The 26,899-nt window shown below is 64.2% G+C and carries 28 protein-coding genes; 7 read left to right on the top strand and 21 right to left on the bottom strand.

Annotated elements, in window-relative coordinates:
• The first annotated feature begins 128 nt into the window (after positions 1 to 128).
• Positions 129 to 1,913 (top strand): SLC13 family permease, encoded by a 1,785-nt coding sequence (locus FIU85_RS12545; protein ID WP_152497122.1) that lies wholly within the window; start codon positions 129 to 131, stop codon positions 1,911 to 1,913.
• A 112-nt stretch (positions 1,914 to 2,025) separates the two neighbouring features.
• On the opposite strand, the gene ald is transcribed toward FIU85_RS12545, so the two are convergent.
• Positions 2,026 to 3,144 (bottom strand): alanine dehydrogenase, encoded by a 1,119-nt coding sequence (gene ald, locus FIU85_RS12540; RefSeq protein WP_152494086.1) that lies wholly within the window; start codon positions 3,142 to 3,144, stop codon positions 2,026 to 2,028.
• Positions 3,145 to 3,279: 135 nt separating this feature from the next.
• Between ald and FIU85_RS12535 the strand changes: the two genes are divergently transcribed.
• The gene (locus FIU85_RS12535; protein ID WP_152494087.1) at positions 3,280 to 3,738 is read left to right on the top strand and encodes an Lrp/AsnC family transcriptional regulator; all 459 of its coding nucleotides are present in this window, start codon (positions 3,280 to 3,282) and stop codon (positions 3,736 to 3,738) included.
• An 82-nt stretch (positions 3,739 to 3,820) separates the two neighbouring features.
• Positions 3,821 to 4,822: a Hint domain-containing protein gene (locus FIU85_RS12530; RefSeq protein WP_152497121.1), complete on the top strand. Its 1,002-nt coding sequence runs from the start codon at positions 3,821 to 3,823 to the stop codon at positions 4,820 to 4,822.
• 257 nt (positions 4,823 to 5,079) lie between these two features.
• Here FIU85_RS12530 and pnp read toward each other — a convergent pair whose 3' ends face one another.
• From pnp to FIU85_RS12470, 12 genes are all read right to left on the bottom strand, one after another.
• Complete coding sequence (gene pnp / locus FIU85_RS12525) at positions 5,080 to 7,215, bottom strand: polyribonucleotide nucleotidyltransferase (RefSeq protein ID WP_152497120.1); 2,136 nt, start codon at positions 7,213 to 7,215, stop codon at positions 5,080 to 5,082.
• A gap of 199 nt (positions 7,216 to 7,414) precedes the next feature.
• Entirely contained in the window at positions 7,415 to 8,656 is a 1,242-nt protein-coding gene (locus FIU85_RS12520; RefSeq protein ID WP_057791744.1) for a sodium:proton antiporter, read from the bottom strand.
• Between the two features lie 296 nt (positions 8,657 to 8,952).
• A complete protein-coding gene (locus FIU85_RS12515; protein ID WP_152494090.1) occupies positions 8,953 to 9,249 on the bottom strand; it encodes a hypothetical protein in 297 nt (98 codons plus the stop codon).
• Positions 9,250 to 9,384: 135 nt separating this feature from the next.
• On the bottom strand, positions 9,385 to 9,675 hold the full coding sequence (locus FIU85_RS12510; RefSeq protein WP_152494091.1) for an SCP2 sterol-binding domain-containing protein: 291 nt from the start codon (positions 9,673 to 9,675) through the stop codon (positions 9,385 to 9,387).
• A gap of 75 nt (positions 9,676 to 9,750) precedes the next feature.
• Positions 9,751 to 10,191: a molybdenum cofactor biosynthesis protein MoaE gene (locus FIU85_RS12505; protein WP_152497119.1), complete on the bottom strand. Its 441-nt coding sequence runs from the start codon at positions 10,189 to 10,191 to the stop codon at positions 9,751 to 9,753.
• A gap of 4 nt (positions 10,192 to 10,195) precedes the next feature.
• A complete protein-coding gene (gene moaD / locus FIU85_RS12500; protein ID WP_152497118.1) occupies positions 10,196 to 10,441 on the bottom strand; it encodes a molybdopterin converting factor subunit 1 in 246 nt (81 codons plus the stop codon).
• A gap of 3 nt (positions 10,442 to 10,444) precedes the next feature.
• The gene (gene pgsA / locus FIU85_RS12495; protein WP_152494094.1) at positions 10,445 to 11,104 is read right to left on the bottom strand and encodes a CDP-diacylglycerol--glycerol-3-phosphate 3-phosphatidyltransferase; all 660 of its coding nucleotides are present in this window, start codon (positions 11,102 to 11,104) and stop codon (positions 10,445 to 10,447) included.
• Between the two features lie 196 nt (positions 11,105 to 11,300).
• Positions 11,301 to 13,184 (bottom strand): excinuclease ABC subunit UvrC, encoded by a 1,884-nt coding sequence (uvrC, locus tag FIU85_RS12490; RefSeq protein ID WP_152497117.1) that lies wholly within the window; start codon positions 13,182 to 13,184, stop codon positions 11,301 to 11,303.
• Positions 13,185 to 13,470: 286 nt separating this feature from the next.
• The gene (locus FIU85_RS12485) at positions 13,471 to 14,271 is read right to left on the bottom strand and encodes an SDR family oxidoreductase (RefSeq protein ID WP_152494096.1); all 801 of its coding nucleotides are present in this window, start codon (positions 14,269 to 14,271) and stop codon (positions 13,471 to 13,473) included.
• 13 nt (positions 14,272 to 14,284) lie between these two features.
• Entirely contained in the window at positions 14,285 to 15,241 is a 957-nt protein-coding gene (locus FIU85_RS12480; RefSeq protein WP_152494097.1) for a calcium/sodium antiporter, read from the bottom strand.
• A complete protein-coding gene (locus FIU85_RS12475) occupies positions 15,241 to 15,408 on the bottom strand; it encodes a hypothetical protein (RefSeq protein ID WP_172978171.1) in 168 nt (55 codons plus the stop codon). The genes FIU85_RS12480 and FIU85_RS12475 overlap by 1 nt, the downstream gene beginning before the upstream one ends.
• 1 nt (position 15,409) lies before the next feature.
• The gene (locus FIU85_RS12470) at positions 15,410 to 16,207 is read right to left on the bottom strand and encodes a S49 family peptidase (protein ID WP_152497116.1); all 798 of its coding nucleotides are present in this window, start codon (positions 16,205 to 16,207) and stop codon (positions 15,410 to 15,412) included.
• Positions 16,208 to 16,785: 578 nt separating this feature from the next.
• On the opposite strand from FIU85_RS12470, the gene FIU85_RS12465 reads away from it, so the two are divergent.
• Positions 16,786 to 17,631, top strand: a complete 846-nt coding sequence (locus FIU85_RS12465; protein ID WP_172978879.1) for a phosphatase PAP2 family protein — start codon at positions 16,786 to 16,788, stop codon at positions 17,629 to 17,631.
• 136 nt (positions 17,632 to 17,767) lie between these two features.
• Here FIU85_RS12465 and FIU85_RS12460 read toward each other — a convergent pair whose 3' ends face one another.
• Complete coding sequence (locus FIU85_RS12460) at positions 17,768 to 18,529, bottom strand: ABC transporter permease (RefSeq protein WP_152494101.1); 762 nt, start codon at positions 18,527 to 18,529, stop codon at positions 17,768 to 17,770.
• A complete protein-coding gene (locus tag FIU85_RS12455) occupies positions 18,526 to 19,455 on the bottom strand; it encodes an ABC transporter ATP-binding protein (RefSeq protein WP_152497114.1) in 930 nt (309 codons plus the stop codon). Before FIU85_RS12455 ends, FIU85_RS12460 begins: the two co-directional genes overlap by 4 nt.
• A gap of 230 nt (positions 19,456 to 19,685) precedes the next feature.
• Here FIU85_RS12455 and FIU85_RS12450 point away from each other — a divergent pair, with 230 nt between their 5' ends.
• Positions 19,686 to 20,387, top strand: coding sequence for an SGNH/GDSL hydrolase family protein (locus tag FIU85_RS12450; protein ID WP_254702894.1), 702 nt, complete (start codon positions 19,686 to 19,688; stop codon positions 20,385 to 20,387).
• Positions 20,388 to 20,509: 122 nt separating this feature from the next.
• Here FIU85_RS12450 and FIU85_RS12445 read toward each other — a convergent pair whose 3' ends face one another.
• Positions 20,510 to 21,019 carry a CoxG family protein gene (locus FIU85_RS12445; RefSeq protein WP_152497113.1) on the bottom strand — a complete coding sequence of 170 codons (510 nt, stop codon included), beginning with the start codon at positions 21,017 to 21,019 and terminating at the stop codon, positions 20,510 to 20,512.
• 131 nt (positions 21,020 to 21,150) lie between these two features.
• Here FIU85_RS12445 and FIU85_RS12440 point away from each other — a divergent pair, with 131 nt between their 5' ends.
• On the top strand, positions 21,151 to 21,828 hold the full coding sequence (locus tag FIU85_RS12440; protein ID WP_152497112.1) for a polysaccharide deacetylase family protein: 678 nt from the start codon (positions 21,151 to 21,153) through the stop codon (positions 21,826 to 21,828).
• A gap of 36 nt (positions 21,829 to 21,864) precedes the next feature.
• On the opposite strand, the gene arfB is transcribed toward FIU85_RS12440, so the two are convergent.
• From arfB to FIU85_RS12415, 5 genes are all read right to left on the bottom strand, one after another.
• Entirely contained in the window at positions 21,865 to 22,284 is a 420-nt protein-coding gene (arfB, locus tag FIU85_RS12435) for an alternative ribosome rescue aminoacyl-tRNA hydrolase ArfB (RefSeq protein WP_152497111.1), read from the bottom strand.
• 434 nt (positions 22,285 to 22,718) lie between these two features.
• Positions 22,719 to 23,342: a queuosine precursor transporter gene (locus tag FIU85_RS12430; RefSeq protein ID WP_152497110.1), complete on the bottom strand. Its 624-nt coding sequence runs from the start codon at positions 23,340 to 23,342 to the stop codon at positions 22,719 to 22,721.
• A 71-nt stretch (positions 23,343 to 23,413) separates the two neighbouring features.
• The gene (gene mepA, locus FIU85_RS12425; protein WP_152497109.1) at positions 23,414 to 24,340 is read right to left on the bottom strand and encodes a penicillin-insensitive murein endopeptidase; all 927 of its coding nucleotides are present in this window, start codon (positions 24,338 to 24,340) and stop codon (positions 23,414 to 23,416) included.
• The gene (locus FIU85_RS12420) at positions 24,325 to 25,704 is read right to left on the bottom strand and encodes an MFS transporter (protein WP_152497108.1); all 1,380 of its coding nucleotides are present in this window, start codon (positions 25,702 to 25,704) and stop codon (positions 24,325 to 24,327) included. Before FIU85_RS12420 ends, mepA begins: the two co-directional genes overlap by 16 nt.
• Before the next feature lie 73 nt (positions 25,705 to 25,777).
• Positions 25,778 to 26,314 (bottom strand): acyl-CoA thioesterase, encoded by a 537-nt coding sequence (locus FIU85_RS12415; protein WP_152497107.1) that lies wholly within the window; start codon positions 26,312 to 26,314, stop codon positions 25,778 to 25,780.
• Between the two features lie 239 nt (positions 26,315 to 26,553).
• On the opposite strand from FIU85_RS12415, the gene FIU85_RS12410 reads away from it, so the two are divergent.
• Entirely contained in the window at positions 26,554 to 26,862 is a 309-nt protein-coding gene (locus FIU85_RS12410) for a YggT family protein (protein WP_152497106.1), read from the top strand.
• Positions 26,863 to 26,899 lie beyond the last annotated feature (37 nt).

Raw genomic sequence — 26,899 nt, 5'->3', positions numbered from 1 at the left:
GCGGGCTCTTGCGAAAGGGCTCGCCTGACGCAATTCGGCACCGCGCCGCTTCCTGCGCGAATCCCTCTGGTCATTGCGATCAACAGGCCTATGCTCCGCCGCAGAGTATCACGTTCCAGGTTGTGGAAATGTACGACATTATCGGGGCCAACGCCCCTGTCATCGCGCTTGTCATCCTCGCGCTTCTCTTCGTCGCGTTCACCCTTGAAAAATACCCGCCAGAAGTGACCGCCACCGGGGCGGCCGCGCTCTTCATCATCTTGGGTCTCGTGCCCACCGACGAGGTGATGGACGTCTTTTCCAGCTCTGCTCCCATCACCATCGCCGCCATGTTCGTGGTGTCGGGCGCATTGGTCCGCACCGGCGTTCTGGACGCCATCGCCGGGCTTGTCATAGGCCGCGCCAGGGACCGGCCGATCCTGGCCATCGGCATCTTCATCTTCGCCACCATCGCCGCCTCGGCCTTCATCAACAACACGCCCGTGGTTCTGGTGCTGATCCCCGTGGTCATGCGCCTGGCCGGCAGCCTCGACATCGCCGCCACGCGCCTGCTTATTCCGCTTTCCTACGCCGCCGTTCTGGGCGGCACCTGCACGCTGATCGGCACCTCGACCAACCTGCTGGTCGACGGCGTCGCGCGCGAGGCCGGGCTGGAGCCCTTCTCGATCTTCGAAATCGCCCCTGTCGGCATTGCCGTCGCCATCGTCGGCGGCGCCGCGATGCTGCTCCTGGGGCGCTTCCTCCTGCCCGACCGGCGTTCGCACACCGAAGAGGCCGAAACATCCGAAACCGCCTTCCTGTCCGAGGTCACGGTCCTCGCGGACTCCCCCATGATCGGGATGCGCCTGTCCGAGGTCGCCGCCTTCCAGCGCAACAGCATCCGCGTCACCGGCCTGCGCCGCGGCAGCCAGATCTTGCGGCGCGACCTGGCCGAACAGGTCATCGCCCGTGGCGATGCCGTCATCCTGCTCGCCCCCACCTCCGAGATCCTGACCTTCTCCGAAACGCCGGGCCTGCGCGTCGGCCTGCGCCGCTCGGTCGAGCTTGACCCCGAGGCCGATATCCGCGTCGCCGAGGCCATCGTCACCCCCTCGCGCCGCAGCACCGGCGTCCGCATCGCCGATCTTGCGCTGGGACGCCGGGCCGGGATGCGCGTTCTGGGCGCGTTCCGGGCCGGGCACATCGCCGGGGCCGACCTGTCCGGCGTGCGCCTGCGCCCCGCCGACAAGCTCCTGCTCGAAGGCACCGCTGAAGGCTTCGAGGAATTGCGCAAGTCCGGCGATGTCGTCTCGGTCAGCGAACCCGGCGGTCGGGCCTTTCGCCGCAAGCAGGCCCCGGTCGCGATCCTGACGCTTCTGGGCATCGTCGGCCTTGCGGCCTTCGACATCATGCCCATCGGCATCCTCGCCCTCGTCGGCGTCGCCGCCATCCTGGTGCTGCGCTGCATCGACAGCGACGAGGCGTGGTCCTCCATCGACGGCTCGATCCTGGTGCTGATCTTCGCCATGCTGATCGTCGGCGCCGGGCTGGACCATACCGGCGCGGTGGAATTGCTGGTCGCCGCCCTTGCCCCGTGGCTGGACGGCCTGCCCCCGTTCCTGACCCTCCTGGCGATCTACGCGGTCGGCTCGATCCTGACCGAAGTCGTGACCAACAACGCCGTCGCCGTCATCTTCACGCCCATCGTCGTGGCGCTGGCCAGCCAGCTGGGCGTCGATCCCCGCGCCTTCGTCGTCGCGGTCATGTTCTCGGCCAGCGCCAGCTTCGCCACGCCCATCGGGTACCAGACCAACACGCTGGTCTATGGCGCGGGCAACTACCGCTTCACCGATTTTCTCAAGGTCGGCGTGCCGATGAACATCATCGTCGGCGTGACCGCGACACTGGCGATCAGCATCTTCTTTCCGCTCTGACGCAACCGTCCGCCGACAACAGGAAAGGGGCCGCCCCGGCGGGCAGCCCCCTGATCATACCTGCCGGGCCTGGCCCGGAACCTCGTAGGGTGGGTGAAAACCCACCCATGCCCTACCCCTTGACCACCATCTGCGGCGAGATCACGTCGATCCCCAGCGCCTTGCCCACTGCGAAATAGGTCAGCTGTCCGGCATGGACGTTCAAGCCGTTCAGCAGATGCGGATCGTCGGCACAGGCCTGTTTCCAGCCCTTGTCCGCCAGCGCCAGCATGAACGGCATCGTCGCGTTGCCCAGCGCAATGGTCGAGGTCCGCGCCACGGCGCCCGGCATGTTGGCGACGCAGTAATGCATGATCCCGTCCACGTCATAGATCGGGTCGGCATGGGTGGTCGCCTTCGAGGTCTCGAAACATCCGCCCTGGTCGATGGCCACGTCCACCAGCACCGCACCCGGCTTCATCTCCGCGAACTGCGCGCGGCGAACCAGCTTGGGCGCCTCGGCCCCGGGGATCAGCACCGCGCCGATCACCATGTCGGCCTGGGTCAGATGCTCGGCCAGCAGACCTTGCGAGGAATACCCGGTGTTGAACGTCCCGCCGAACACGTCATCGAGATAGCGCAGACGCGGCAGCGAACGGTCCAGCACGGTCACGTCCGCGCCCATGCCGGCGGCGATCTTGGCGGCATGCGTCCCCACGACGCCACCACCGATCACCAGCACCTTGGCCGGGCCCACGCCGGGCACACCGCCCATCAGCACGCCACGCCCGCCATTGGCCTTCTGCAGCGTATAGGCCCCCACCTGCGGTGCCAGCCGGCCCGCGACCTCGGACATCGGCGCCAGCAGAGGCAGCCCGCCGCGCTCGTCCGTCACCGTCTCATAGGCAATCGCGGTACAGCCGCTCGCCATCAGATCCTTCGTTTGCTCGGGGTCGGGCGCCAGGTGCAGATAGGTGAACAGCAATTGTCCCTCGCGCAGCATCTTGCGCTCGCCCGCCTGCGGTTCCTTGACCTTCACGATCATGTCGGCGGTGGCGAACACCTCTTCCGCCGTGTCGATGATCTGGGCTCCGGCGGCGACATAATCCGCATCCTCGAACCCCGCGCCCTTCCCGGCGCCGGCCTGGATGATGACCTCGTGCCCGTGGGCCACGGCCTCTCCGGCGGCGTTGGGGGTCATCCCCACGCGGAATTCCTGCGGTTTGATCTCTGTCGGGCATCCGATTTTCATGTCGCACTCCTCTTTGCGCTATAGACTAGAATACAGCCGCTCCATTGAAAGGGGTTTGATATTTTGCCCGACACTGCGGTAAGTGACGGAATATTCTTCGAACAATGGCCCCAAAATGCACAGGATCTGCCCCGAATGACCCTCGACACGATGGATCGTCGCCTGCTTGGCGTCCTGCAAAAGCGCGGGCGCATCTCCAACGCCGACCTGGCCGAGGCGGTGAATCTCTCGCCATCGGCCTGTCATCGCCGGGTACAACGCCTGGAAACCGAAGGATACATCAAGGGCTATGTCGCCCTGCTGGATCCGCGCCGCATGGGCGTGCCCACCACCGTCTTTGTCGAGATCACGCTGACGACCCAGGCCGACGACGTGCTGGACGCGTTCGAGACAGCCGTCGCCCGCATCCCCGACGTGCTGGAATGCCACCTGACGGCGGGCACCGCCGACTACATCCTGAAGCTGGTGGTCGAGGACACCGAGGATTTCGCCCGCATCCACCGCCAGTACCTCACCCGCCTGCCCGGCGTGGCCACCATGCAATCCAGCTTTGCGCTGCGCACGGTGCTGCAAACCACGGCCCTGCCGGTTTGATTTGAATCCAACGTATTTTCCTTTCGGTAATCAACATTCCATTAGACTCTTGACGTGATGCTCGCCCCTCGGAGTGGCGGGCATGACAAAGACGTTCTACGGCATAGACAACGAATTCGCGGTTGCGACCGGGTCGAACGTCAACGACGCGCCGGGGCAATCGTCCTTCGACAATCCGCCCAACAGCTCGCGTGACCTAATCATCATCTCGAACGCGGGCGACAGCGACCCCAACCTGTTCGAACTGGGCGAGACATACGATGTCCAGTATTCCGGCCCCGGCGGCACAACCATTCTTGAAGACGCGGTCGTGATCCGCAGCGACCCGGCCCCGGGAGATGGCGGCATCATCGTATTCGAAGGGGCGAATGGCGACGGCGACCCGGCTCAAGTCGTTTGGTCGCCTGATTTCGACCTCGAAACCTGGTATTTCGACAACTTCACAAACGGCCAGCCGCCCAAGTTCTTCGCTTCGGACCAGAACACCAGCTATACCCACACGGTCAATTGCTTCGCCGCCAGCACCTTGCTCGAAACACCGTCCGGCCCCCGCCCTGTCGAGCATCTGCGCCCAAATGATCGGGTCCTGACTCGCAACGACGGGGCTCGGCGCATCCTCTGGACAGGCGCGCGCACCATGCCCGGCGACGGGCCCGCCTGTCCGGTCCGGTTCGCCCCCGGCACGCTTGGCAACACGCGCCCCCTGCGGCTCTCCCAGCAGCATCGCGTCGCGATCCGATCCTGGAAGGCCGAACTGCTCTTCGGCACGCCCGAGGTGCTGGTGCCGGCCAAGGCGTTGGTGGGTCAACCCGGCATCACCTATGAACCGTGCCGCTCCGTCACCTATGTCCACCTTCTGCTCGAAGATCATCAGCTAATACTGGCCGAGGGCGGCGCGCCCTGCGAAACCATCCTGCCCGGCGTGATGACCGAGCAATGGCTGATCAAGGATGCCGCCGCAATCCATCGCGCCGCGGGCACCGCGCCCTATCGTGCGGCGCTGCCCATCCTGACCTACCGCGAGGCACGCTGCGTCGTGGGCACGCGCGGTGTCATCCGCCCGCCCGCCGCCGTGCTGTTCTGAACGCTGCATACATTGTAAGGACCCCGGCACATTTGCCGGGGTCCTTTCCGGCGCGCCTGATCCGTGAGTGACAGCGTCGCCAGATACCCATCCGGGTCCCCCCTTGTTGCGGTCGGGAGGTTGCGCGGTATATGCGCAAAAACCCCGGCTTTGGCCCGTATGGAAAACCTTACCTTTGGCTGTGACGTCACGTCAGTTTCCCACGAAAAAACCCCGGTGTCGCCACCGGGGTTCTCGATCTTGCGAAACCGGCGGATTTATTCTTCCGCGGGTTCCTCTTTCTTGGCTTCTTCGCCGGTCTCCTGATCGACGACCTTCATCGACAGGCGCACCTTGCCGCGATCGTCAAAGCCCAAGAGCTTGACCCACACATCCTGGCCTTCCTTCAGAACGTCCGACGGATGGTTCAGGCGGCGGTTCTCGATCTGGCTGACATGCACCAGCCCGTCGCGCTTGCCGAAGAAGTTCACGAAGGCGCCGAAGTCCACGATCTTCACGACCGTACCCTTGTAGATCTTGCCTTCCTCCGGCTCCGCCACGATCGAATGGATCATGTCGTACGCCTTCTGGATGGCCTCGCCGTTGGGCGACGCGATCTTGATGACACCCTCGTCGTTGATGTCGACCTTCGCGCCCGACACTTCGACGATTTCGCGGATCACCTTGCCGCCCGAACCGATCACTTCGCGGATCTTGTCGGTCGGGATCTGCATGGTCTCGATGCGCGGTGCGTGAACCGAGAAATCACCGGCTTCCGACAGGGCCTTGCCCATCTCGCCCAGGATGTGCAACCGGCCGGCCTTCGCCTGTTCCAGTGCCTTTTCCATGATCTCCGGCGTGATGCCCGCGACCTTGATGTCCATCTGCAGCGACGTGATACCGGCTTCGGTCCCCGCCACCTTGAAGTCCATGTCGCCCAAGTGATCCTCGTCACCCAGGATGTCGGTCAGGATGCCGTAGGATCCGTCGTCTTCCAGTACCAGGCCCATGGCCACACCGGCCACCGGCGCCTTCAGCGGCACACCGGCGTCCATCATGCTGAGCGACCCACCACAGACCGACGCCATCGAGCTTGATCCGTTGGACTCGGTGATCTCGCTGACGACCCGGATCGTGTAGGGGAAATCCGTCGCCGCCGGCAGAACCGCCTGCAACGCGCGCCATGCCAGCTTGCCGTGACCGATCTCACGCCGTCCCGGAGGACCCACACGACCCGCTTCACCGACCGAATAGGGCGGGAAGTTGTAGTGCAGCAGGAAGTTCGAGCGGAAGTTGCCGTGCAGCGCGTCGATGATCTGCTCATCGTCGCCTGTGCCCAGCGTCGTCACGACCAGACCTTGCGTCTCGCCGCGCGTGAACAGGGCCGAGCCATGTGTCCGCGGCAGCAGCCCGGTTTCGCACACGATCGGGCGCACCTCGTCCAGGCTGCGACCGTCGATCCGCTTGCCCGACTTCACGATGTCACCGCGCAGGATCGACGCTTCCAGCTTCTTCAGCGCCGAGCCGAGGTTCGCATCCTCAAGCTGCTCTTCGGACAGCGACGCCTTGATCTCTTCCTTGGCGGTCGAAACGGCACTCGTGCGTTCCTGCTTGTCCTGGATCTTGTAGGCCGCGGCCAGCTTGTCTTCGCCCGCTGCCTTCACGGCCTCGTAAAGGTCGCTGTAATCCGGCGGCTGAAAGTCGAACGGTTCCTTGGCGGCGTCTTCGGCCAGGTCGATGATCATGTCGATCACCGGCTGGATCTGCTCATGGGCGAAGTTCACCGCGCCCAGCATTTCCTCTTCGGTCAGCTCGTAGGCTTCGGATTCCACCATCATCACGGCACCCTTCGTGCCCGCAACCACCAGGTCGAGCCGCTGCTCGGGGTTGTTGCGCAGGTCGTGCATGTCTTCGACCTCGGGGTTCAACACGTACTCGCCATCGCTGAAACCGACGCGGCAGCCCGCGATCGGCCCCATGAAGGGCGCGCCCGAAATGGTCAGCGCGGCGCTGGCCGCGATCATCGCCACCATGTCCGGGTCGTTGACCAGGTCGTGGCTCAGCACGGTGCACATCACCAGCACTTCGTTCTTGAAACCCGGCACGAACAGCGGGCGGATCGGACGGTCGATCAGGCGCGCGGTCAGGGTTTCCTTTTCCGTGGGCCGTGCCTCACGCTTGAAAAAACCGCCGGGCACCTTGCCCGCGGAATAATATTTCTCCTGGTAGTGAACGGTCAGCGGAAAGAAATCCTGACCTTCACGCGGGGCTTTTGCAAAGGTCACGTTCGCCATGACCGAGGTTTCCCCGTAGGTGGCGATGACCGAGCCATCCGCCTGACGGGCAACCTTGCCCGTTTCCAGTGTCAGCGTATCCTCGCCCCACTGGATCGATTTTTTCACTTCTTTGAACATCTATCGTTTCCTAGCTGGAGGCCCTCCCGGGCGTATCCCGGGTCCTCCGTTACATTGGTGGCCCCATTGCCACCGACCCCTCCATCATCTCATGCGCCGGGGTCTAAGGCGTCACGTTTCAGATGAGTGCGCCCATACAGCAGATTTGCGTCAATTGAAAGCCGCGATGTCCCGGCCCGATCTTTCGCCGCCCGGGCCGTCAATCCTCGATCCGGCGCATCGCCCAGTTGACGCTGAAGCCATGCAGGATCGTGGACAGCAGGATGACCAGCCCGACCAGCGACCAAAGCTCGCGCTCGTTCACGAAATCCATGTGGGTCATCGCGTAGCACAGGTAATAGATCGAGCCGATCCCGCGCACCCCGTAGACGGCCACCACCGCCCGGTCCCGGTGCGGCATATGCGACCCTATCAGGCTCAGCCACCCCGACACGGGCCGGATGATCAGGATCAGGACCAGCGCGATGACCACATGGCGCCACGTCAGGTCGGCCAGCACCAGCGGCAGGACCGACCCCAGCGCGACCAGCAACAGCGCGGTCAGCGCGTGTTCGATCGATTCCGTGAAATCATGCAGGCGCCGGTGAAACCGGTGGTCCTTTTCCTCTCGCCGCAGGGTCAGCCCCATCGCGGCGACGGCGATGAACCCGTAGCCTTCCAGCAATTCCGTCGACCCATAGCACAACAGCACCCCGGCCAGGGCCAGCACCCCCGATCCCGTGTCGGCCAGCGGCGCGTTCCGCGGCACCGAGAACAGCACGAACGCAAGAACGCGTCCGCCGGCCCATCCGGCAACGGTTCCGACAGCGATGCGATAGACCACGTCCCAGACCAGCCAGTCCAGCGCCCATGCGCTCGGGTTCAGGCCCTCGGCGGCCACGACCAGGCCCAGATAAACAAACGGAAACGCCAGCCCGTCGTTCAGCCCCGCCTCGGTCGTCAGGGTAAAGCGCACGGGATGCTCCCGGCCTTCCTGTGGCGGGCCGACCTGCACATCGGCCGCCAGCACCGGATCGGTGGGCGCGATGACCGCCCCCAGCAGAATGGCCCCGGCCACGGTCAGGCCCTCCAGGCTGACGCCAAGCAGTGCCACGGCGGCGATGGTCAACGGCATGGCAATGCCCAGCATCCGCGCCGTCGGGCTCCATTTGCGCCAGGGGCTGATCGTGTCGATCCGCATCCCCGTCCCGAACAGCGCCACGATCACGGCCAGTTCGCTCATCCTCTCCCAAAGCAGCGGCGCTTCGCGCGGGTCGGGCATGAAGGCCGCGGCGGGTATCAGCATCGCGGCCCCGGCCCCGAACAGGATCATCAGCGGCGCAAAGACCGGCTCTGCGCGAGACACAAGCCGCGGCAGCCATTGCGCGCTGATGACGATCAAGCCGATCACGGCCAGCGCGATGTGATAGGGGTCCAAGGCGAAGAAGGAATCCGAGTCCATGGGCGCTTTTAATCGTTTGGAATCGTCACGTAAGACCGGATGTCACTTAGCCCTATAGGCCACCACTGCAAGGCCGCCCGGGGCCTCGGCACGAGGTGCGCTTGCCCGCAGTGCCCAAATGCTCACGAACAGTCGATCCCGACCGGCCGGACAAGGGCGCTGATGGACGTGTATGCCGCAAGACTCCCCCCAAGGTCCTCGGACGCGTCCCGCGCTGCGTCAACGCCGGTTCACCGGACCCGGTCAAGCGCGGCAGGGTCTGCAACCGCAGGCCGCGCCGGCAGAAGCCCCGATGGCTATTGCGTCGGCGTGTCCGGCAGCGATCCGAATACCTCTTCGGCCAGAACTTCGCCCGACAGGCTCAGGCGTTTCTGTCCGCCCGGGTCTTCCTCGACCTCCAGCCAGACCTTCTCGCCATCCAGCTCGACGTAAAAGCGCCACTCGTCATGCTCGATACTCGCAATCGCGTCTTCGGGCCTCAGTTGCCACGGCGACTTGCCAAAGAATTTCTTCACGTATCCACCGAGTTGCCGGATATCCGCCCCCGGTTCCGCCGACGTCTTCGCCCAGGTCACCTGTGCCGGTACTGCCATCGCATAAACTCCCTCCAGAGAGGTAAATGCTAGCACGGTTTACAAATTTGTCACGACTCGTCGGAAATGCCGCGCGGCTCCGGCCCGGTCCCAGGGCCAGCGGGTCCGCCGCTCGCGTCATTTTCGGACCATCACCTACCCGGTCAGGATCCCGCTCACCTTCAGCGCCCGCTGTGCGTTTCCCTCGACCTTCAGTTTGCCCGACATATAAGCCATCACCGGGTTCTGCTCGCCCGACAGAATGTTGCGAAAGACCGCGTCGCTGGCCATCAGCACCACGTCGGCCGCCTCGTCGCCCGCGCGCGCGCCCGTCTCGTCCAGCATCACGCTGCCCGCGCCCTCGATCACCAGCTTCGCGGTGCCGCGAATGGCCCCCTTCGCCTTGGGGTCCAGCGTCTCGACATAGCTCTCGATGATCTCGTTCATGGAATGACGCGCCTTTCACGTATGATGCGCAAAGCTCTCCACGCAGGGCCTGCCCCGGTCAACGAGAACCTTGCGTCACCAGCGGCCCAGCGCGTCCTCGTCTTCGTCCTTGGCTTCTACCCAATCGGCCCCGTCGCGCGTCACTTCCTTCTTCCAGAACGGCGCGCGCGACTTCAGGTAATCCATCAGGAACTCCGCCGCCTGGAACGCATCGGCCCGATGCGGCGAGGACGTGGCCACCATCATGATCATCTCGTCCGGTTTCAACGCGCCATGGCGGTGAATCACCAGCACATCCCCCAGGTTCCAGCGCGTCCGCGCCTCCTCGGCGATCCCGGTCAGCGCCTTTTCCGTCATGCCGGGGTAATGCTCGATCTGCATCGCCTCCAGCCCCGGCGCGATATCCCGCACGATCCCGGTAAAGCTCACGACCGCGCCCATGCCCGTCTGCCGCGCGGCAAAGGCATTCACCTCTGCGCCCAGATCGAACGCCGCGTCCTGCACCCGGATATCCAAGGTCTCAGCCTCCCGTCATCGGCGGAAAGAACGCCACCTCGCGCACGCCTTCCAGCGGCGCATCGAAATCCGCCAGTTCCTGGTCCACCGCCACGCGCAGCGCGCCCAGATCGGCAAACGCGGCCTCGTACCTTTCCTCGCGCGCCCGCAGTTCCTCGACCAGTTCGCGCACCGTCTCGGCGCCGGTCTCAACCTTGTCCTTGGGCCGCCCGATCCGTTCACGGACCCATGCGAAATACAAAACGTCCATCGCTCAATCCCTCAGATAGGGCGTCGCCTTGCGGAAGTAATCGACACCCGTGATCAGCGTCAGCGCCGCCGCGATCCAGAGGAGCCACAGCCCCGCGTGCGACGCGATCACCATGCCCTGAAACTTCCAGCGCAGGCCCATCAGGTCCTCTTCGCGGCCCGCCAGAACATCGGCCACCAGCGCCTCGTCCATGCCCATGCTGGACATGCCGAAATAATGCTCGAAAACGCCCTGCGCGAACAGCACCGCAATCGCCACCATCTGCAACGTTGTCTTCCACTTGGCCAGCTTGGTGACTTTCAGCGTCCCCGCCGTGTCGCCCAGGTATTCCCGCAGGCCCGACACGAACACTTCGCGAAACAGGATCATCGTCGCCGGCAGCACCAACCACGGCGACATCGACGAATAGCCCAGGATCACCGCCAGCGCGATCACCACCATCGCCTTGTCGGCGATCGGGTCCAGCATCGTGCCCAGCTTGGTGGTCTGCTTCCACAACCGCGCCAGATAGCCGTCGAACCAGTCGGTCACCGCCGCACTGACGAACAGCACCAGCGCGAACCAATCCGCCCAGGGCCGGTGAAAGTACAGAAACATCACCGCCACCGCCGGCGCCGCCAGCAGCCTCAGCACGGTCAACACGTTGGGAATATTCCACGTCATGCGATTGTATCTAGTGCGAACCGCCCCCGTCCGAAAGCCCCGAATCCCACAACCGGGCGCCGTGCTTTTTCTTGCGGTAAATACTCCGGGGAGCGCGAGGGGCTGGCCCCTCGCATAAAACCTGTAGCGCGAGGGGCTGGCCCCTCGCATCAAACCTGCGGCGCGAGGGGCTGGCCCCTCGCTTCCCGCCAGCCCCTCAGCCCTTCTCGTGGAAATGGTCATAGACCTTCTGCGCCAGCGCCGCCGACACGCCCTCGACCGCCTTCAGATCCGCAAGGTTCGCGCGGCTCACCGCCTTCGCGGACCCGAAATGCGCCAGAAGCGCCCGCTTGCGGGCCGCGCCGACCCCCGCGATCTCGTCCAGCGGCGAGGCACTCACCGCCTTGGTGCGCTTGGCCCGGTGCGTGCCGATGGCGAACCTGTGCGCCTCGTCGCGCAGCCGCTGGATGAAATACAGCACCGGATCGTTGTGCCGCAGCGCCATAGGCCGCTTGCCCATCCGGTGGAACTCTTCCTTGCCGGCGTCCCGGTCCAGCCCCTTGGCCACGCCCACCATCGGCAGGTCGCGCACGCCCATCTCCTGCATGATCGAATGCACCGCACTCACCTGCCCCTGCCCGCCGTCAATGAGCAGCAGGTCCGGCCACAGCCCCTTGTCGCGGTCCGGGTCCTCCTTGATCAGCCGCTTCAGCCGCCGCGTCAGGACCTCCTTCATCATCCCGAAATCGTCCCCGGGGGTCAGCTCGTCGCCGCGGATGTTGAACTTGCGATACTGGTTCTTCATCAGCCCCTCGGGCCCCGCCACGATCATCGCGCCCACCGCGTGCGCCCCCTGGATGTGGCTGTTGTCGTAAACCTCGATCCGCTCCGGCGGGGCCGGCAGGTCGAACGCCTCCGCCACGCCCTTCAGCAGCTTGGCTTGCGTCGCACTCTCGCTCATCTTCCGCGCCAGGCTCTCCCGCGCATTCCGCAGTGCGGCCTCGACCAGCTCAGCCTTCTCGCCCTTCTGCGGCACCAGCAATGCCACCTTGCGCCCCAGCTTGCCGGTCAAGGCCTCGGCCATCAGGTCGGGGTTTTCGATCTCGTGGCTCAGGATGATCTGCCGTGCGGGGTCCTTCGTGTCATAGAACTGGCCCAGAAACGCCTCCAGCACCTCGGCCTCGGCCACGTCCGCGCCGACGCGCGGATAGAAATCCTTGTTGCCCCAGTTCTGACCGGCGCGGATGAAAAACACCTGCACACAGGCCTGCCCCTTCTCCAGGTGCAGTGCCACGAGGTCCGCCTCGCCCACCGTGCGCGGGTTGATCCCCTGCGCGGTCTGCACTTGGGTCAGCGCCTTGATCCGGTCGCGCAACGCGGCGGCGCGCTCGAACTCCATCGCCGCGCTGGCCTCCTGCATGTCGGCGGCCAGCTTCTCCTGTATCTCGGTCGAGCGCCCCGAAAGGTACCGCTGTGCATCCTTCACCTGCGCGGCATACTCCTGTTTCGAGATATACCCCACGCAAGGCGCCGTGCAGCGCTTGATCTGATATTGCAGGCAAGGTCGCGTGCGGCTCTCGAACTGCGTGTCGCTGCAGTTTCGCAGCTGGAACACCCGCTGCAACTGCCCCAGCGTCCGGTTCACCGCCCCCGCGCTGGCGAACGGGCCGTAATACTGCCCCTTCTCCTTCTTCGCGCCGCGATGCTTCTTGATCATCGGAAAGTCGTGGCCCGTCACCAGGATATTCGGGAACGACTTGTCGTCGCGCAACAGCACGTTGTAGCGCGGCTTCAACTGCTTGATCAGGTTCTGTTCCAGCAGCAGCGCCTCGGTCTCGGTCGCCGTGGTCAGGAACATCATCGACGCGGTTTCCGCGATCATCCGCGCGATCCGCGGCGTGTGGCCCGTGGGCCGCGAATAGCTCGACACACGCGCCTTCAGGTTCCGCGCCTTGCCGACATACAGAACCTGGGATTGCGCCCCCAGCATACGATAGACCCCGGGCGAACCGTCCAGGGTTTTCAGGTAGGACTGGATCACCTTGTGCCCGGTTTCCGGGGCGGCATCGCCGTCCGAGTCGCTGTTCGTGTTGTTAATCATTCGTTAACGTTTGATTCTGCCCGTGGGCTGCAATGATTAGCACACACGCCGCAATAGGAAACATCTCCACGGATCGTGTGGATAACTCTGCGGACAAGTTTCGGTTACCGGGATTTTTTCGTTGTATTCAGCCTGCTTCGTTAGATTGCCCAAAAATTAAGCACAAACTTAACTTATTGATTTCAAATGATTAAAAATCCGTGGTATCCCAAATATATGAAAACATTAAAAATTTTGTAACGCTTCGGCAACGCCCCGGTGACCCATGAACAAGTTGACCCGACGTCTATACATCAACCCCCAGAACATCCGGCGTCTGCCATGCCAGATGCTGCCCGCCATCGACACAGATCAGCTGCCCGGTCACCGCCTTCGCCTCCAGGAAATAGCCCAGCGCGGCGGTGATATCCTCGGGGTTCACGCCCCGCTTCAGTATCGTCCGCGCCCGCTGGTCAAAGAACTGCTCCTCGCTCTGCTCGGTGCTCTTCAGCGTCGGCCCCGGCCCGATCCCGTTCACCCGCACGCGCGGCGCCAGCGCCTGCGCGGCGGTGCGCGTCATGGTCCACAGACCCGACTTGGCAATCGTGTAGCTGGCGAAATTCGGCGTCAGCTTGCGCACCCGCTGGTCAATCATGTTCACCACCAGCCCCTGCGCCACCGGCTCGCCATTGGCGTCCTTCACCGGCTCCGGCACCTGCGCCGCCAAACCTTGCGTCAGCGCAAAGGGCGCGCGCAGGTTCGATTCCATGTGCCGGTCCCAGCTTTGCCGGGTCGCCGTCTGATATGTCTCGTCCTCGAAGATCGACGCGTTGTTCACCAGAACATGCACCGGCCCGCCCAGCCGTGCGGCCGCCTCGGGCACCAGCGCCTGCACCGCGCCCTCGTCCAGCAGGTCCGCCTGCACGGTGACGGCCCTTCGCCCCTTGGCCTCGATATCGCCCGCCGTCTCCGCGGCGGCATCGGACGACCCGCCGTAATGCACCGCCACGTCATAGCCGCGCGCCGCCAGGAACAGCGCCATCGCCCGCCCAAGGCGCTTGCCGCCCCCGGTCACGAGGGCGCGGCGGCTGTCGGTGTCTTCGGTCATGCAGGGGCTCCGTTCAGCTCAACACGACCAACACATAGATCACGTAGAGAACGGTCAAGGCGATGCCCCACAGCCGGTTGATATCCCGGCCCAGGAACACGAACGGGATCAGCAGCAGCGACGCGCCCAGCATCACCCACAGGTCGAACTCCAGAAACTCCGGGTCCACCGGGATGGTGCCGACAAAGGACGTGATGCCGATGATGGCCAGCAGGTTGAACATGTTCGACCCGATGACGTTGCCCAGCGCCACGTCCGCCTGCTTGCGCAGCGCCGCCATCACCGTCGTCGCCAGCTCCGGCAGCGACGTGCCCAGCGCCACCAGCGTCAGGCCGATCACCGCGTCGCTGACGCCGAACTCCCGCGCGATGATCGACGCGTTGTCCACCAACAGGTCCGCACCCAGCGGCAGGCCCACAAGCCCCAGCGCCAGAAAGACGAAGATCTGCCACCACGGCATGTCGGGGTCCGCGCCCTCGACCTCGTCCTCGTCGTCCGCTTCCGCACTCCGGCACGCGCGCCGATGGTTGCGCGCATCGCGAAACGCATCCCCCAACACCAGCCCAAGGCAGGCCAGAAGGACCACGCCCGCCAGCATGTCGAACGCCCCCCGGAACGCCAGGCCGATGAACACCACGGTCGCCCCGATCATGAACAGATAGGTCTTGCGCGTGTTGCACCCCGAAGTGTGCAGCACCGACAACAGCGCCGGCACCCCCAGCACCAGCAGGATGTTCGCCGTGTTCGACCCGATCACGTTGCCCAGCGCCAGCCCCGGCTTGTTCTCCAAGACCGCGTTGACCGAAATCAGCAGTTCCGGCGCCGAGGTGCCGAAGGCCACGATGGTCAAGCTGACGATCAGCGCGGGAATGCCCACGCGCAGGCTCAGGTTCACCGCGCCCTTCACCAGCGCATCCCCGGCCAGAAGCAGGATCAGCAGCCCCAGCCCCGACATCAGCCATGGCCACATCAGGATTTGCCCTCCCGGCACTGGCACGGCCCCTTGCCGATGCGGAACCGCCTGCAATGCGGGCACCGGGCCGACTCCAGCTTCTTCTGTCCGGGAAACCGCAGGCGTCCGAACATCGCCAGCACGGCGATGAAGGCCAGGAATATGAGGGCGATCTTGCTCAGCACGTCACAGGCCGAACCGGGCAAAGGCCGCGCGTTCCTCGACCGAGGCGAAGGCATCCTCGACCACCGACGCCCCGAAGCGCTGGAAAAAGCCCTTCTTCTTGCCATAGGTGGCAAACCGCACCTTGTCGCCGTAGAGCTCCTTCAGCTTGGGCACCAGGTGCGCCACCCCGTCGGCAAGGCCCAGCTCGACGCCCCGGCCTCCCAGCCAGAACTCGCCGGTAAAGAGGTCTTCCGCCTCGCTCAGCCGGTCGCCCCGCCGCGCCTTGATCTGCGCGATGAAATTGCCGTGCATCTCTTCGAGGATGCCCTTGAGCCGCGCCACGTCTTCCTTCTTTTCGGGCTGGAACGGGTCAAGTGTGCTCTTCGACTTTCCGGCGGTATACACCCGCCGCTCGACGCCCTGCCGCGCCAGGAACACATGCGCGCCGAAACCGGCGGAAATCACGCCGATGCTGCCCACGATGGAATTGTCGTCGACCCAGATATCATCCGCCGCCGAGGCCAGCCAATAGCCACCCGACGCCGCCACGTCCTCGACAAACGCGTGGACGGGCACCTCGTGCTCCTCGGCCAGCCGCCGGATGCGCCCCGCGATCAGCGCCGACTGCACCGGCGATCCGCCGGGGCTGTTGATCAACAGCGCCACGGCCCTGGGCTTGCCCCGCTTGAACGCCTTCTCGATGGCCGACGCCATCGCCTCGTCGCTCAACGGCATTCTCGACCCGGCGCCGATTGCGCCCGACAGGCGGACGACCGACACCAACGGGCCTGATTTCAAAAACGGGATAAATCGCTTCATGGATGCCGATGTAGAATGCCCATGCGCGACAAACAAGGTTGCGACACGTATCAATACCGCCCGAAGGCAAGAAAGCCACGTAAACGACGCGGGGTCAGGCCGCCGCCGCCCCATCTTCCGGCGGCGCCCCTCCTGCGTAGGGTGGGTGAAAACCCACGCGCCGCCCGATGCCAGCTCCTACGACCTGCTTGAACTCCTGACCCGTCAGCCCCCTTGTAAATCCGTTAGATCAGAAACCGACACAGCGCCCCGAACAGGTCTCGCACCTACGACCATCCCGACGCTTTTTCCAACCGTGAGATACCTCCTGCTTGGCCCCTCTTTATTCCGCAAGCATATGGGGCTCTAGCCACATTCAATCCAAACTGAAGTTCCAAAGCAGTCACGAAGCCGCCTCTTTTCTTGCGAATAAAAAGACAACAGGAATCGACGGAGAACCGGCCATGCAGGGCGAGCAGACATCTTCAATCTCTCCGTTAGTGCGACGGTCAAGCTATGTTGGCATTGCGCTTCTGTGTGCATTCAACGTCGCCGTTTTGACCTTCAGCCGGGCTGACCTTTTGACACACAGCTTGCCGATGTTCCTGCTTCACGGCGTCCTGCTGTTGGCCGTCTTCGTCTCGGCCCGCCGCGTCCTAAGTAGAATGGTCCGGCCAAAAGATGCACTTCTGCGCATTCATTATCTATTTGAGGGTCTGTTCTTTCTTCATATCGCATGGCTGAACCTTAGGCTGCTGAACCACCTCTCGATGATGCTGCCGTTTCCCTATGCCGATGGTCTTCTGGCCGGTTGGGACCGCGCACTGCACCTCGACTGGGCCGCCTATTTCAATGCGGTCGTATCGCGCCCTCTGCTTTATGATGTGCTGGACGTCTCGTACACATCCCTGACTCCGCTCAGCATCGTGGTCCTGGTCCTTTTGATCCTGTTCGGCTCGGTCACGCGCGCCCGCGAGTTCATTGAAACCTTCCTGTTGACCGCGGTTCTCTGCATTATCATCGGCGCGGCTTTTCCGGCAAACGCCGCAGTCGTCACCCTTGTCCCCGATCTTTCCACCCTGGCACATCTCAGCCAGCTCCCGGGCGCCTATCACATTCCTCATATGGAAATGCTGCGCGACCCCTCGGCACCCGTCCTTCTAGACCCGGCCCAGTTGCCAGGCCTGGCGACGTTCCCGTCCTTTCACACGGCGTCCGGTATTCTGATCATCTATGCGTGTCGCAAGTCGTGGCTCAGCATTCCGGCGTGGATATATTCCATTGTGATGATCGCCGCCACACCCGTGCATGGTGGACACTATATCGTCGACCTCATAGCCGGTGCGCTCGCTGCAATGCTCGCAATCAAGGTGGTCAAGTACATGAATGAGAAAAACCGGGGCGTCGCTACGACGCGCGGCGCAACGGCCTGTGCCGCGATATAGCCCGGGCCTCGGCCCGACGTCGGACCGCGGCCCGGGCCATCAGCGCGTTTGGTGCGACAGAATACTTATCCGGTCACAGAACCACGGGGGCTACGTGGTAGGGTGGGTGAAAACCCACGCGCCTCCCGTTGCCCCCTCAACTCTTGATCCGATACCCCGTCTTGAAGATCCGCCAGATCAGGAACAGACACAGCGCCGTGAACCCCGCAATCGCCAGCAGGCTCAGCCCGATCGACACGTCCGCCTGCCCGAAGAACGCCCAGCGGAACCCCGAGATCAGGTAGACCACCGGGTTGAACAGCGTCACCGTCTGCCAGAACGGCGGCAGCATCGAGATCGAATAGAACGAGCCCCCCAGGAACACCAGTGGCGTCACGATCAAGAGCGGCACCAGCTGCAACTGCTCGAAGTTCTGCGCCCAGATCCCGATGATGAACCCGAACAGCGCGAAACTGATGCAGGTCAACAGCAGGAACGCCACCATCGCGCCCGGATGCTGTATCTGCACATCCACGAACAGCGCCGAGGTCGCCAGGATCACCACCCCGATGAACAGCGCCTTGGTGGCCGCCGCCCCCACATAGCCGATCACGATCTCCAGGAAGTTCACCGGCGCCGACAACAGCTCATAGATCGTGCCGATAAACTTGGGAAAATAGATCCCGAAGGAGGCGTTCGAAATCGCCTGCGTGATCACCGACAGCATAATTAGCCCCGGCACGATGAACGCGCCATAGCTCACGCCCTCCACCTGGTCGATCCGGCTGCCAATGGCCGCGCCGAAGACCACGAAATAGAGCGAGGTCGAAATCACCGGCGACACGAAGCTTTGCAACAGCGTGCGAAAGAACCGCTGCATCTCGAACTTGTAGATCGCCCCGATGGCCAGGAAATTCATGCCGCATCCTCCTTCACCAGCCCGACGAAGATCTCCTCCAGGCTCGACTGGCTGGTCTGGATATCCCGGATCACCAGCCCCGCCTCGGTCAACTCCTTCACCAGCCGTGCGATCCCGGTCCGCTCGGCATTGGTGTCGTAGGTATAGGTCAGGCTCTGCCCGTCCGGGCTCTTCCACAAGTCGTAGTCCGACAGGCTCTCGGGCACGCTCTCCACCGGCTCCACAAGGTCGATCCGCAGGCTCTTGCGCCCCATCCGCTGCATCAGCGCGGCCTTATCCTCGACCAACAGGATCTCTCCATGGGCAATCACTGCCACGCGGTCGGCAATCGCCTCGGCCTCCTCGATGTAATGGGTGGTCAGGATGATCGTCACGCCATCCTGCCGCAGCCCCTCGACCACCTCCCACATGTCGCGGCGCAGCTCCACGTCGACGCCCGCCGTGGGCTCGTCCAGGAACAGGACGCGCGGCTCGTGCACCAGCGCCTTGGCGATCAGCACCCGCCGCTTCATGCCGCCCGACAATTCCTTGATCTGGTTGGTGCGCTTGTCCCAAAGACTCAACTGCCGCAGGATCTTCTCCACCAGCGCCTCGTCACGCCCCTTGCCGAACAGCCCGCGGGAAAACCGCACCGTGTTGATCACCTTCTCGAACGGCTCCAGCGCGATCTCCTGTGGCACCAGCCCCACCAGCGAGCGCGCCGCGCGGTACTCAGCCTCGATGTCATGCCCGCCCACGCGCGCCGTCCCGCCCGTGGGCGTCGTGATCCCGCACAGCGCCGAGATCAGCGTCGTCTTGCCCGCGCCGTTGGGCCCCAGCAGCGCCAGGATCTCGCCCTCGCGGATCTCCAGGTCCACGCCCTTCAGGGCCTGGAACCCGTCGTCAAAGGTCTTTTCCAGGCCGCTCACCTCGACAAACGCTTCCATGTCCCGCGCTCCTACTTTTGTCATTTGCGGCAAACTAATCCGGCCGCGCCCCGGCGCAAGCCGGTACGAAAACACAACCCCTTGTGCATTCCTGCGCGCGCGCATCTACGCCGCCCCGAATAAAACGCATTGTTTCCACATTTCGCATTGCGCACGCCGCCTCAGGCAGGAATCCTATGCGCGGTGGGGGCGCATGGTGCCATGCGCATCAAGACAATCGCAGGACAAACATGAAACGCCTCTCTCGTTTTGTCTGGCCGCTCATCATATTCGCGCTCGGTGCCTGCACCGAGACGGTGACGCGTGCCGATAACCCCCGCATCCTTCTCATGGGCGATTCCATGATGGCCTTCCACGGCATGGCCGGGAAATCCGTCTCTCACGCCATGGAACGCCGCCTGGGCGAGCCGGTCATCGACCGCTCCGTCTCCGGCGCCCGCTTCCTCTATTCCCTGCCCATCTCGGGCGCGGCCGGCATGAACATCACGAAACAATTCCGCGCCGGCAACTGGGACTGGATCGTGATGAACGGCGGCGGCAACGACATCCTGTTCGGCTGCGGCTGCGGCCTCTGCGACCGCCGCATCGACCGGCTGATCTCCGACGACGGCACCACCGGCGTCATCCCCGGCTTCGTCTCGAAGATGCGCAAGACCGGCGCCAACGTGGTGATGGTGGGCTACCTGCACACCCCCGGGGTGCGCTCCCCCATCGAAGGCTGCGTCGACGAGGGCCGCGAAATGGACGCCCGCATGGCCCGCCTCGCCGCGCTCGACCGCGGCGTGCATTTCATCCCGATGAGCGACGTGGTCCCACCGGGCGACCGCACCTACCACGCGGTCGACCTCATCCACCCCTCGCCCAAGGGCAGCGACGCCATCGGCGGCCGCATCGCCGAGCTCATCCGCCAAAGCGGCCCGCGCCGAAATTAACGTAGTCCCGGAGGCGTCCCGCGGGATGCCTCCCGACCCCCGCACCCCCTTTTCCTCTGGCCATAAATATCCCCGCCGGAGGCTCCGACGAGGACGCACTCACCCCGGCACGAACCGAAGGCTCACCCCTTCGAGATCATCCGCTTCAACCAGCCTTTCTTCTCGGCCTGTTCTTCCGGCTCGTCCTCCTTCGGCCCCTCGATCACCTCCTCGAGGTTGGAAAAGAACTGGTCCGCCATCTTCTTGGCAAACCCGTCGACGATCCGGCTGCCCAGCTGCGCCAGCTTGCCGCCCACCTTGGCCTCCACGTCATAGCTCAGCCGCGTGCCGCCCTCGACCGCCTCCAGCCGCACGTCCGCCGCGCCCTTGGCAAAGCCCGCCGCGCCGCCCTTTCCTTCGCCTTCCAGGCGCAGGCTTTCGGGCTGGGTCATCTCGCTGAACGTCACCATGCCCTTGAACGTCGCTTTCACCGGCCCGACCTTCTGCGTCACCGTCGCCTCGTACCCGTCCTGGGGGTTGCCCGTGACCTCCTGCGCGCCCGGTACGCATTCCTTCAACACCTCCGGCTCCATCAACGCGGCCCAGACCGTTTCCCGATCCGCCGCGATCTCGCGCTCCCCACTCATCTGCATGACATGTCTCCTCCTTGGGTTGGCCCGATCCTACCGCACGGCCCCAAACCCTCCAAGACCGATGCGCTCTGCAAATTGACAGAGCCGGGGTGTCTCGCGCATCAAGACCTTAGTCGCATGGGGGATGATCCTTGCCCGGTACGCTCTGCCTGAATTTCGACGACCTCTTCGTCGCCAACTGGGTCGCCGCCCGGCCCGTCTTCGCGCGACACGATGCCCGCGTCACCTTCTGCGTGTCACACCTGCACACGGCCACGCCGGAGCAGATCGACGGCCTGCACCTGCTGCAATCCGACGGCCACGAGATCGCCTGCCACACCCGCACCCATCCAAGGCTGAAACCCTACCTCGCAACCCACGGCCTAGACCACTGGCTCGAACACGAGGTCGACCGCGCCATCGCCGAGCACCGCGCCGCAGGCTTCCCGGCCCGCAGCTTCGCCTGCCCCTTCCACGCCTCGACGCCCGAGACCCGAACCGCCTTGGCCACCCGGTTCGAAATCGTCCGAACGGAGGGCCCCCGCAGCCTCGATCCCGCCAACCCCGCCTCCCGAATCTATGCGGAGATCCCCGCCTCACGCTGTCTCGACAACCTCGGCTTCGCCGACATGCAGCACAAGGCCTTCCCCGGCTGGCCCCGGCAGCACACCCTGCTCGATCTCATCGCCCAAACCGATGGCTTGGCCGTCTTCACCGGCCACGACATTCGCGCAAGGAAATCCGGCCCTGGCTTCTACAGCACCGCCCGCCAGATCGGCCGCCTGCTCCAGGCGGCGACGACGCGAGGCATCACGGTCAAGCCTGCGTAGGGTGGGTGAAAACCCACGCGTGCCGGGCAAGGTGAATCAAACCCCGTCCACCTTCCCCCTCAGCGCCTTCACCTCCGCCCGCTTCTTCTTCGCCTCGACCCGTTTGCGCTTCTGGTTCTTCGACACCTTCGTCGGAATCCGCCGCTTCGGCTTTTCACACGCCTTCCGCACCAACTCCGCCAGCCGCTCCCGCGCGATCTCCCGGTTGCGGGCTTGGCTGCGTTCCTCGGACACCTGCAACACCACTGCGCCGTCCTTGGTCCAGCGCCGCCCGGCCAACCGCCGCAGCCGCCGCTTCACCGAGTCGGGCAGGTTGGGCGAGCGTTCAGCCTCGAACCGCAACTCCACCGCCGAGGACACCTTGTTCACGTTCTGCCCGCCCGGGCCGGACGCGCGAGTGAACTGCTCGGTCAGCTCCCAATCCTCGATGGTGATCTGTTCGTTGATCTTCATGATGCCCTGTCAGATAGCACCGACGCGATGCCACTCAAAGCGTTTCGCCTTTGACCTGAGGAATCAGCCAAAGGCGAAACGCGTGCAACGCTTGAATGTTGCGCGGCGTTTCACGATAAGCAGCGTTTCAGGTTTATCGCGAAACGCTTTAAATACCGACGCGATACCGACACGCCCTTTTCATATCAAAAGGGCCGCCCCAACCTCGTGGAACGGCCCTTCTAAAGATTTCGGAGGCGAGGTCGGTTAGACCCTGGACACCGCGAAAGCGTCCTTGCCAATCCGGGTGTTTACATGCCCAAGGGCTGCCTCAGACACGAACCTCCCTGACTGTTCCGACACCTCTCTCCAATCCCTTTATAGACACTGGATCACCTCCTTTCAGTTGTTGAACTCAAGGGTAGCCTGCCACAGATTTTGCATTTGTCAAAACAAAATCATGTGGTCCTGCCACTAAGTGACCCCACGATGATGCGAAACGGCACAAGTGCCAAGATTGCCAGCACCAGCTTCACCAGCCAGTCCGCCACCGCCAGCGACACCCACAGCGGCACCACCGGCCCCACACCCAACAACGGCAGCGCCTCGCCGGCCCAGCTCACATCGTTGCCCGGCTCCAGGACTGTCAGGCTCGTGGAAAACGCGATGGTAAAGAACAGGCCCGTGTCCACGCTGCCCCCGATCAGCGACGACACCACCGGCGCGCGCCACCACGCCCCACCGCGCAGCCGGTCGAACACCGCGATATCCAGCAGTTGCGCCGTCAGGAACGCCACCGCCGAGCCCAGCGCGATCCGCACCGTCACCAGCGGCCCGAACTCTCCCGAAATCTGCGTCCCAATGACGGAACAGACCAGCCCCACGACAAAGCCCGCCAGCACGACGCGCCGCGCTGCGGCGCGGCCATAGACCCGGTTCATCACGTCCGTCACCAGAAAGGCCAGCGGATAGGTGAACGCCCCCCATGTCAGCCACTGGCCGAACAGGAACTGCACCAAAATGTTCGACGCGACGACAATCGCCGCCATCGCCAGAACACCGGGAAGGATCTTGGATGTCATGCGCACAGCCCCCCGATACGCGTCCATATCAGGGGCCTGCGCTAGTCACTTTGCGGCGAAACCGCAAGACCTCACTCCGATTGCAGCACGCCCAGGCACTGCGCCGGCAGGTCCGCCATGGTCAGCTCGCGGCGCGGCTTGGGCGGCGGCGCGTTGGGGTCGGGCGGCGGCGGGTTCAGGATGTTGCGCTGCCACTGCCGCGCATCCGCACAGCCATCGCCCGCCGGGGGTGCCGCCTGGTCGACGCATCCCTTCGCGCCGCGCGGACATTTCAGCCGCACGTGGAAATGATAGTGATGCCCGTACCAGGGCCGGATCTTTCGCAGCCAGCTGCGGTCGCCGGTCTCTTCCTCGCACATCCGCACCTTGGCGCCGGGAAAAACGAAAATCCGCGCAACCCGAGGATCCTTCGCCGCAGCCTTCATGATCTCGTGATGCGTGCGATTGTAATTGTCGTTCGTGTAGGCCCCGTTCGCCCGCCGCAGCGAAATGGACGACAGGCTTTCACGCTGCGCCCGGCTGAGGTTCAGGTTGTTCGCCGGCCGCAGCCAGATATCCACGTCCAGCCCCATCTGGTGGCTGCGATGCCCGGTCAGCATCGGCCCGCCCCGCGGCTGGCTGATATCCCCGACATACAGCCCCTTCCATCCCGGCTGCGTCGCGGCAAAGCGCGACAGCTTCTGGACAAAGTCGATCACCTCGGGATGGCCCCAGTTGCGGTTCCGGCTCAGGCGCATCGCCTGCCATGTCGGCCCCGTCTCGGGCAGTTGCACGCCACCGGCCACGCATCCCTTGGCATAGCCGCCAAAGGGCCGCGCCGCCTGCTGCGAGCCGCCCCGCTTGGCCCCGAACAGCTGTTTCGCCTGCACCCCGCGCATGTCCGCCGGGATATTCTGCGTCGACAGCACCGCGGGCTGGACGCTCTCCTGTTCTGCCGTGGACCCGCCACAGCCTGCCAGCACCAGCGCCAGCAAAACCGGCTTTACGATACGGACCATGTTTCACTATCCCCTTTTGCCTGCACCCAGCGTAGCAAGATCAACCCCACGAGGAAAAGCAGAATAAGGGGCGTGACCCCAATTCGCGCGCTTCCGCTGATATAGGTCACCAGCCCGATCAACGCCGGGGCAACGAACGCCGTCGCCCGCCCCGACAACCCGTAAAGACCAAAGCTCTCCGTGGGCACCGCCGGGTCGGTATGGCGCACCATCAAAGACCGGCTGGCCGATTGCAGCGTCCCGCCCAGGCCCCCGATCAGGATACCGCAGCCAAAGAACACCATGTCCGGCAGGGCCGAGCCCTCCTCCAGCGGGATGCCGAAGAACATCGTGCGGTCCATGCTGACGATGGTGATGCACACCCCGATCAGGATCCAGACCGCCACCACGATCACCGGCTTCGGCCCGTATCGCTTGTCCAGCCTGCCGCCGACCCAGCTGAACGCCGCCGCCGCGATGGCGCTGACGATGCCGAAAATGCCCACCCTCACGATCGACCAGTCCAGCACCAGCGTCGCGTAGGTGCCCCCGAAACTGTAAAGCCCGTTCAGCGCGTCGCGATAGAACATCGACGATCCCAGATAGGCCAGCAGGCTCTTGCGGTTCGGCAGGTTCGCCACCGACTTGCGCAACAGCGCCATCGCCCCGACGAACCCCGCGCCCTTCGGCGCGGTATCCGCATCGCGCACCCACAGGAAATAGGGGATCATGAACACCACGTACCACGCAGCCGCCAGCGGCCCGACGATGCGCTTGTCCTCGTCCTGCGCGGCGTCCAGCCCCAGCGCAGGCTCCAGCCCGACGATGGTGCGCCCCCCGTCCATGGTCTGGAAAAACACCAGCATGATTGCCAGCGACACCAGCCCGCCGAGATAGCCAAAGGCGAACCCGCTGCCCGAGGTCGATCCCACATCTTCCGCCGTCGCCACCGACGGCAGCTGCGAATTGACGAAGATCAGCGCGTATTCCGCCCCGATGAAACCGATGCCGAATAGCACAAGCGCCAGCACCATGTTCGACCCGTCCGGGGCAGTCCACCACAGGCCCGCCGCGCCGACGACATAGAGCACCGAAAAGAAAACCATCCACGGAATGCGCCGCCCGGCGGAATCCGCCATCGCGCCCATGATCGGCGCGCCGAAGGCGATGACCAGCCCCGACAGCGCCAGGCACCACGACCACAGCGTCTGCGCCCGCGCATCCGCCGCCTCTTCCGCCAGCCCCGTGCCCAGGAAATAGGTCGAGGCGACAGCGGCAAAGAATGGCCCGAAAACGAATGTCACCAACAGGGTATGATACGGCTGGCTGGCCCAGTCGAAAAAGAACCAGCCCCAGATCCGCTTGCGTGCCGAAACCTCTGCCATCGTGCCCCCTCGTTTGGCCGCGATCAAACGCGGTTCGGGGTCCGGTGGCAAGCCCTTCGTTCTGCTTTCCGCGTCAGTCCCGGATCGGCGGCCAGGGCCGCTTGGCATCCGCCTCGATCCACGCGGTCACCCATTCCGGTGCCTCGGGCCGCTCGACAGGTTTGCCCAGCGCCGCCATCACCTCGTCGGGTGGCACGATCCCTTTCTTTCCGGTCACGGCCGAGCGATAGACGATGTGATTGGCGCACTCGCCGTCCGCCTTCCACATCGACTGTTCCAGATAGACGAACCGCGCATCCCACCACACCGCGCGGGACCGCATCTCGACCGTCTCGAACATCCGGATCCGGCGACGATACCGCACGCTCGCCCCCGCCATGGTCAGCCCCCAGCGGTTCTTTTTCAGAACCTTCACCAGCCCCGCCCGCATCGCCAGCGGGATACGCCCAAGATCATACAGTGTCAGCGTCCGCCCGTTGTTCAGCTCCATCCAGAGGTCGATATCCCACGGCAGGCACACATGCCGCGAGACATGCGTATCGGTCGGCGCCAAGGGTGGCGAATTGCGGTGCTTGAAAAGCTGCCAGAACATGCGGATGACAGGATACATCGGGCGCTCCTTTTGCCCGAGGTCTTGACGCAACTCACGGCCACGTCAACCACAACCTCGCGTAAAGCTTGCGGAATACCGCCGTGACGCTTACCTGAAGCGTACGGCCAATAGCCTGCATCGCAGCTATTGGTCGTGCGCGGCGCGACAATTGAGTGTTGCGCGCGCCCTGCCTTTATCTGATACCTCAGGTCAACGGCAGGACGCTTTATGCCGCGCAGCAAGCAAGAGGTTTTCAGATGCAGGCAATCGCAGGTCCCATCGGGCTCATTCTGGACGTGGTGTTCTTCATCATGATCATCCACATCATCATGAGCTGGCTGATCAATTTCCAGGTCCTGAACCTCAGCCAGCAATTCGTGGCCCAGATCTGGTACGGCCTCAACCGCCTGCTGGAACCGATCTACGAACCCATTCGCCGCATCCTGCCCGACACCCGTCCCTTGGACCTTGCCCCGCTGGTGGCTTTCGTCGCGCTCATCTCTCTGCGCGACTTCATCCTGCCGGAACTTCTGTGCGACGGTCGCCCCCTGGGCTACTGCGGATAGACGCGCCATCGCGGCCCCCCGGGGTGGCGATCCACGG

Source organism: Roseovarius sp. THAF8 (assembly GCF_009363735.1).
Taxonomy (GTDB): Bacteria; Pseudomonadota; Alphaproteobacteria; order Rhodobacterales; family Rhodobacteraceae; genus Roseovarius.
This window is presented reverse-complemented; position numbering and strand designations above follow the sequence as displayed.

Coding starts and splice junctions, on each gene's coding strand:
- mepA (WP_152497109.1), bottom strand. CDS start 24,340: ATGGTCCGTATCGTAAAGCCGGTTTTGCTGGCGCTGGTGCTGGCAGGC.
- FIU85_RS12465 (WP_172978879.1), top strand. CDS start 16,786: ATGTTCCTGCTTCACGGCGTCCTGCTGTTGGCCGTCTTCGTCTCGGCC.
- pnp (WP_152497120.1), bottom strand. CDS start 7,215: ATGTTCAAAGAAGTGAAAAAATCGATCCAGTGGGGCGAGGATACGCTG.
- FIU85_RS12460 (WP_152494101.1), bottom strand. CDS start 18,529: ATGAATTTCCTGGCCATCGGGGCGATCTACAAGTTCGAGATGCAGCGG.
- FIU85_RS12455 (WP_152497114.1), bottom strand. CDS start 19,455: ATGGAAGCGTTTGTCGAGGTGAGCGGCCTGGAAAAGACCTTTGACGAC.
- FIU85_RS12545 (WP_152497122.1), top strand. CDS start 129: ATGTACGACATTATCGGGGCCAACGCCCCTGTCATCGCGCTTGTCATC.
- FIU85_RS12530 (WP_152497121.1), top strand. CDS start 3,821: ATGACAAAGACGTTCTACGGCATAGACAACGAATTCGCGGTTGCGACC.
- FIU85_RS12470 (WP_152497116.1), bottom strand. CDS start 16,207: ATGAAGCGATTTATCCCGTTTTTGAAATCAGGCCCGTTGGTGTCGGTC.
- FIU85_RS12410 (WP_152497106.1), top strand. CDS start 26,554: ATGCAGGCAATCGCAGGTCCCATCGGGCTCATTCTGGACGTGGTGTTC.
- FIU85_RS12420 (WP_152497108.1), bottom strand. CDS start 25,704: ATGGCAGAGGTTTCGGCACGCAAGCGGATCTGGGGCTGGTTCTTTTTC.
- FIU85_RS12415 (WP_152497107.1), bottom strand. CDS start 26,314: ATGTATCCTGTCATCCGCATGTTCTGGCAGCTTTTCAAGCACCGCAAT.
- ald (WP_152494086.1), bottom strand. CDS start 3,144: ATGAAAATCGGATGCCCGACAGAGATCAAACCGCAGGAATTCCGCGTG.
- FIU85_RS12445 (WP_152497113.1), bottom strand. CDS start 21,019: ATGCAGATGAGTGGGGAGCGCGAGATCGCGGCGGATCGGGAAACGGTC.
- FIU85_RS12430 (WP_152497110.1), bottom strand. CDS start 23,342: ATGACATCCAAGATCCTTCCCGGTGTTCTGGCGATGGCGGCGATTGTC.
- FIU85_RS12510 (WP_152494091.1), bottom strand. CDS start 9,675: ATGAACGAGATCATCGAGAGCTATGTCGAGACGCTGGACCCCAAGGCG.
- FIU85_RS12485 (WP_152494096.1), bottom strand. CDS start 14,271: ATGACCGAAGACACCGACAGCCGCCGCGCCCTCGTGACCGGGGGCGGC.
- FIU85_RS12480 (WP_152494097.1), bottom strand. CDS start 15,241: ATGTGGCCATGGCTGATGTCGGGGCTGGGGCTGCTGATCCTGCTTCTG.
- FIU85_RS12515 (WP_152494090.1), bottom strand. CDS start 9,249: ATGGCAGTACCGGCACAGGTGACCTGGGCGAAGACGTCGGCGGAACCG.
- FIU85_RS12450 (WP_254702894.1), top strand. CDS start 19,686: ATGAAACGCCTCTCTCGTTTTGTCTGGCCGCTCATCATATTCGCGCTC.
- FIU85_RS12535 (WP_152494087.1), top strand. CDS start 3,280: ATGACCCTCGACACGATGGATCGTCGCCTGCTTGGCGTCCTGCAAAAG.
- uvrC (WP_152497117.1), bottom strand. CDS start 13,184: ATGATTAACAACACGAACAGCGACTCGGACGGCGATGCCGCCCCGGAA.
- FIU85_RS12520 (WP_057791744.1), bottom strand. CDS start 8,656: ATGGACTCGGATTCCTTCTTCGCCTTGGACCCCTATCACATCGCGCTG.
- pgsA (WP_152494094.1), bottom strand. CDS start 11,104: ATGACGTGGAATATTCCCAACGTGTTGACCGTGCTGAGGCTGCTGGCG.
- moaD (WP_152497118.1), bottom strand. CDS start 10,441: ATGGACGTTTTGTATTTCGCATGGGTCCGTGAACGGATCGGGCGGCCC.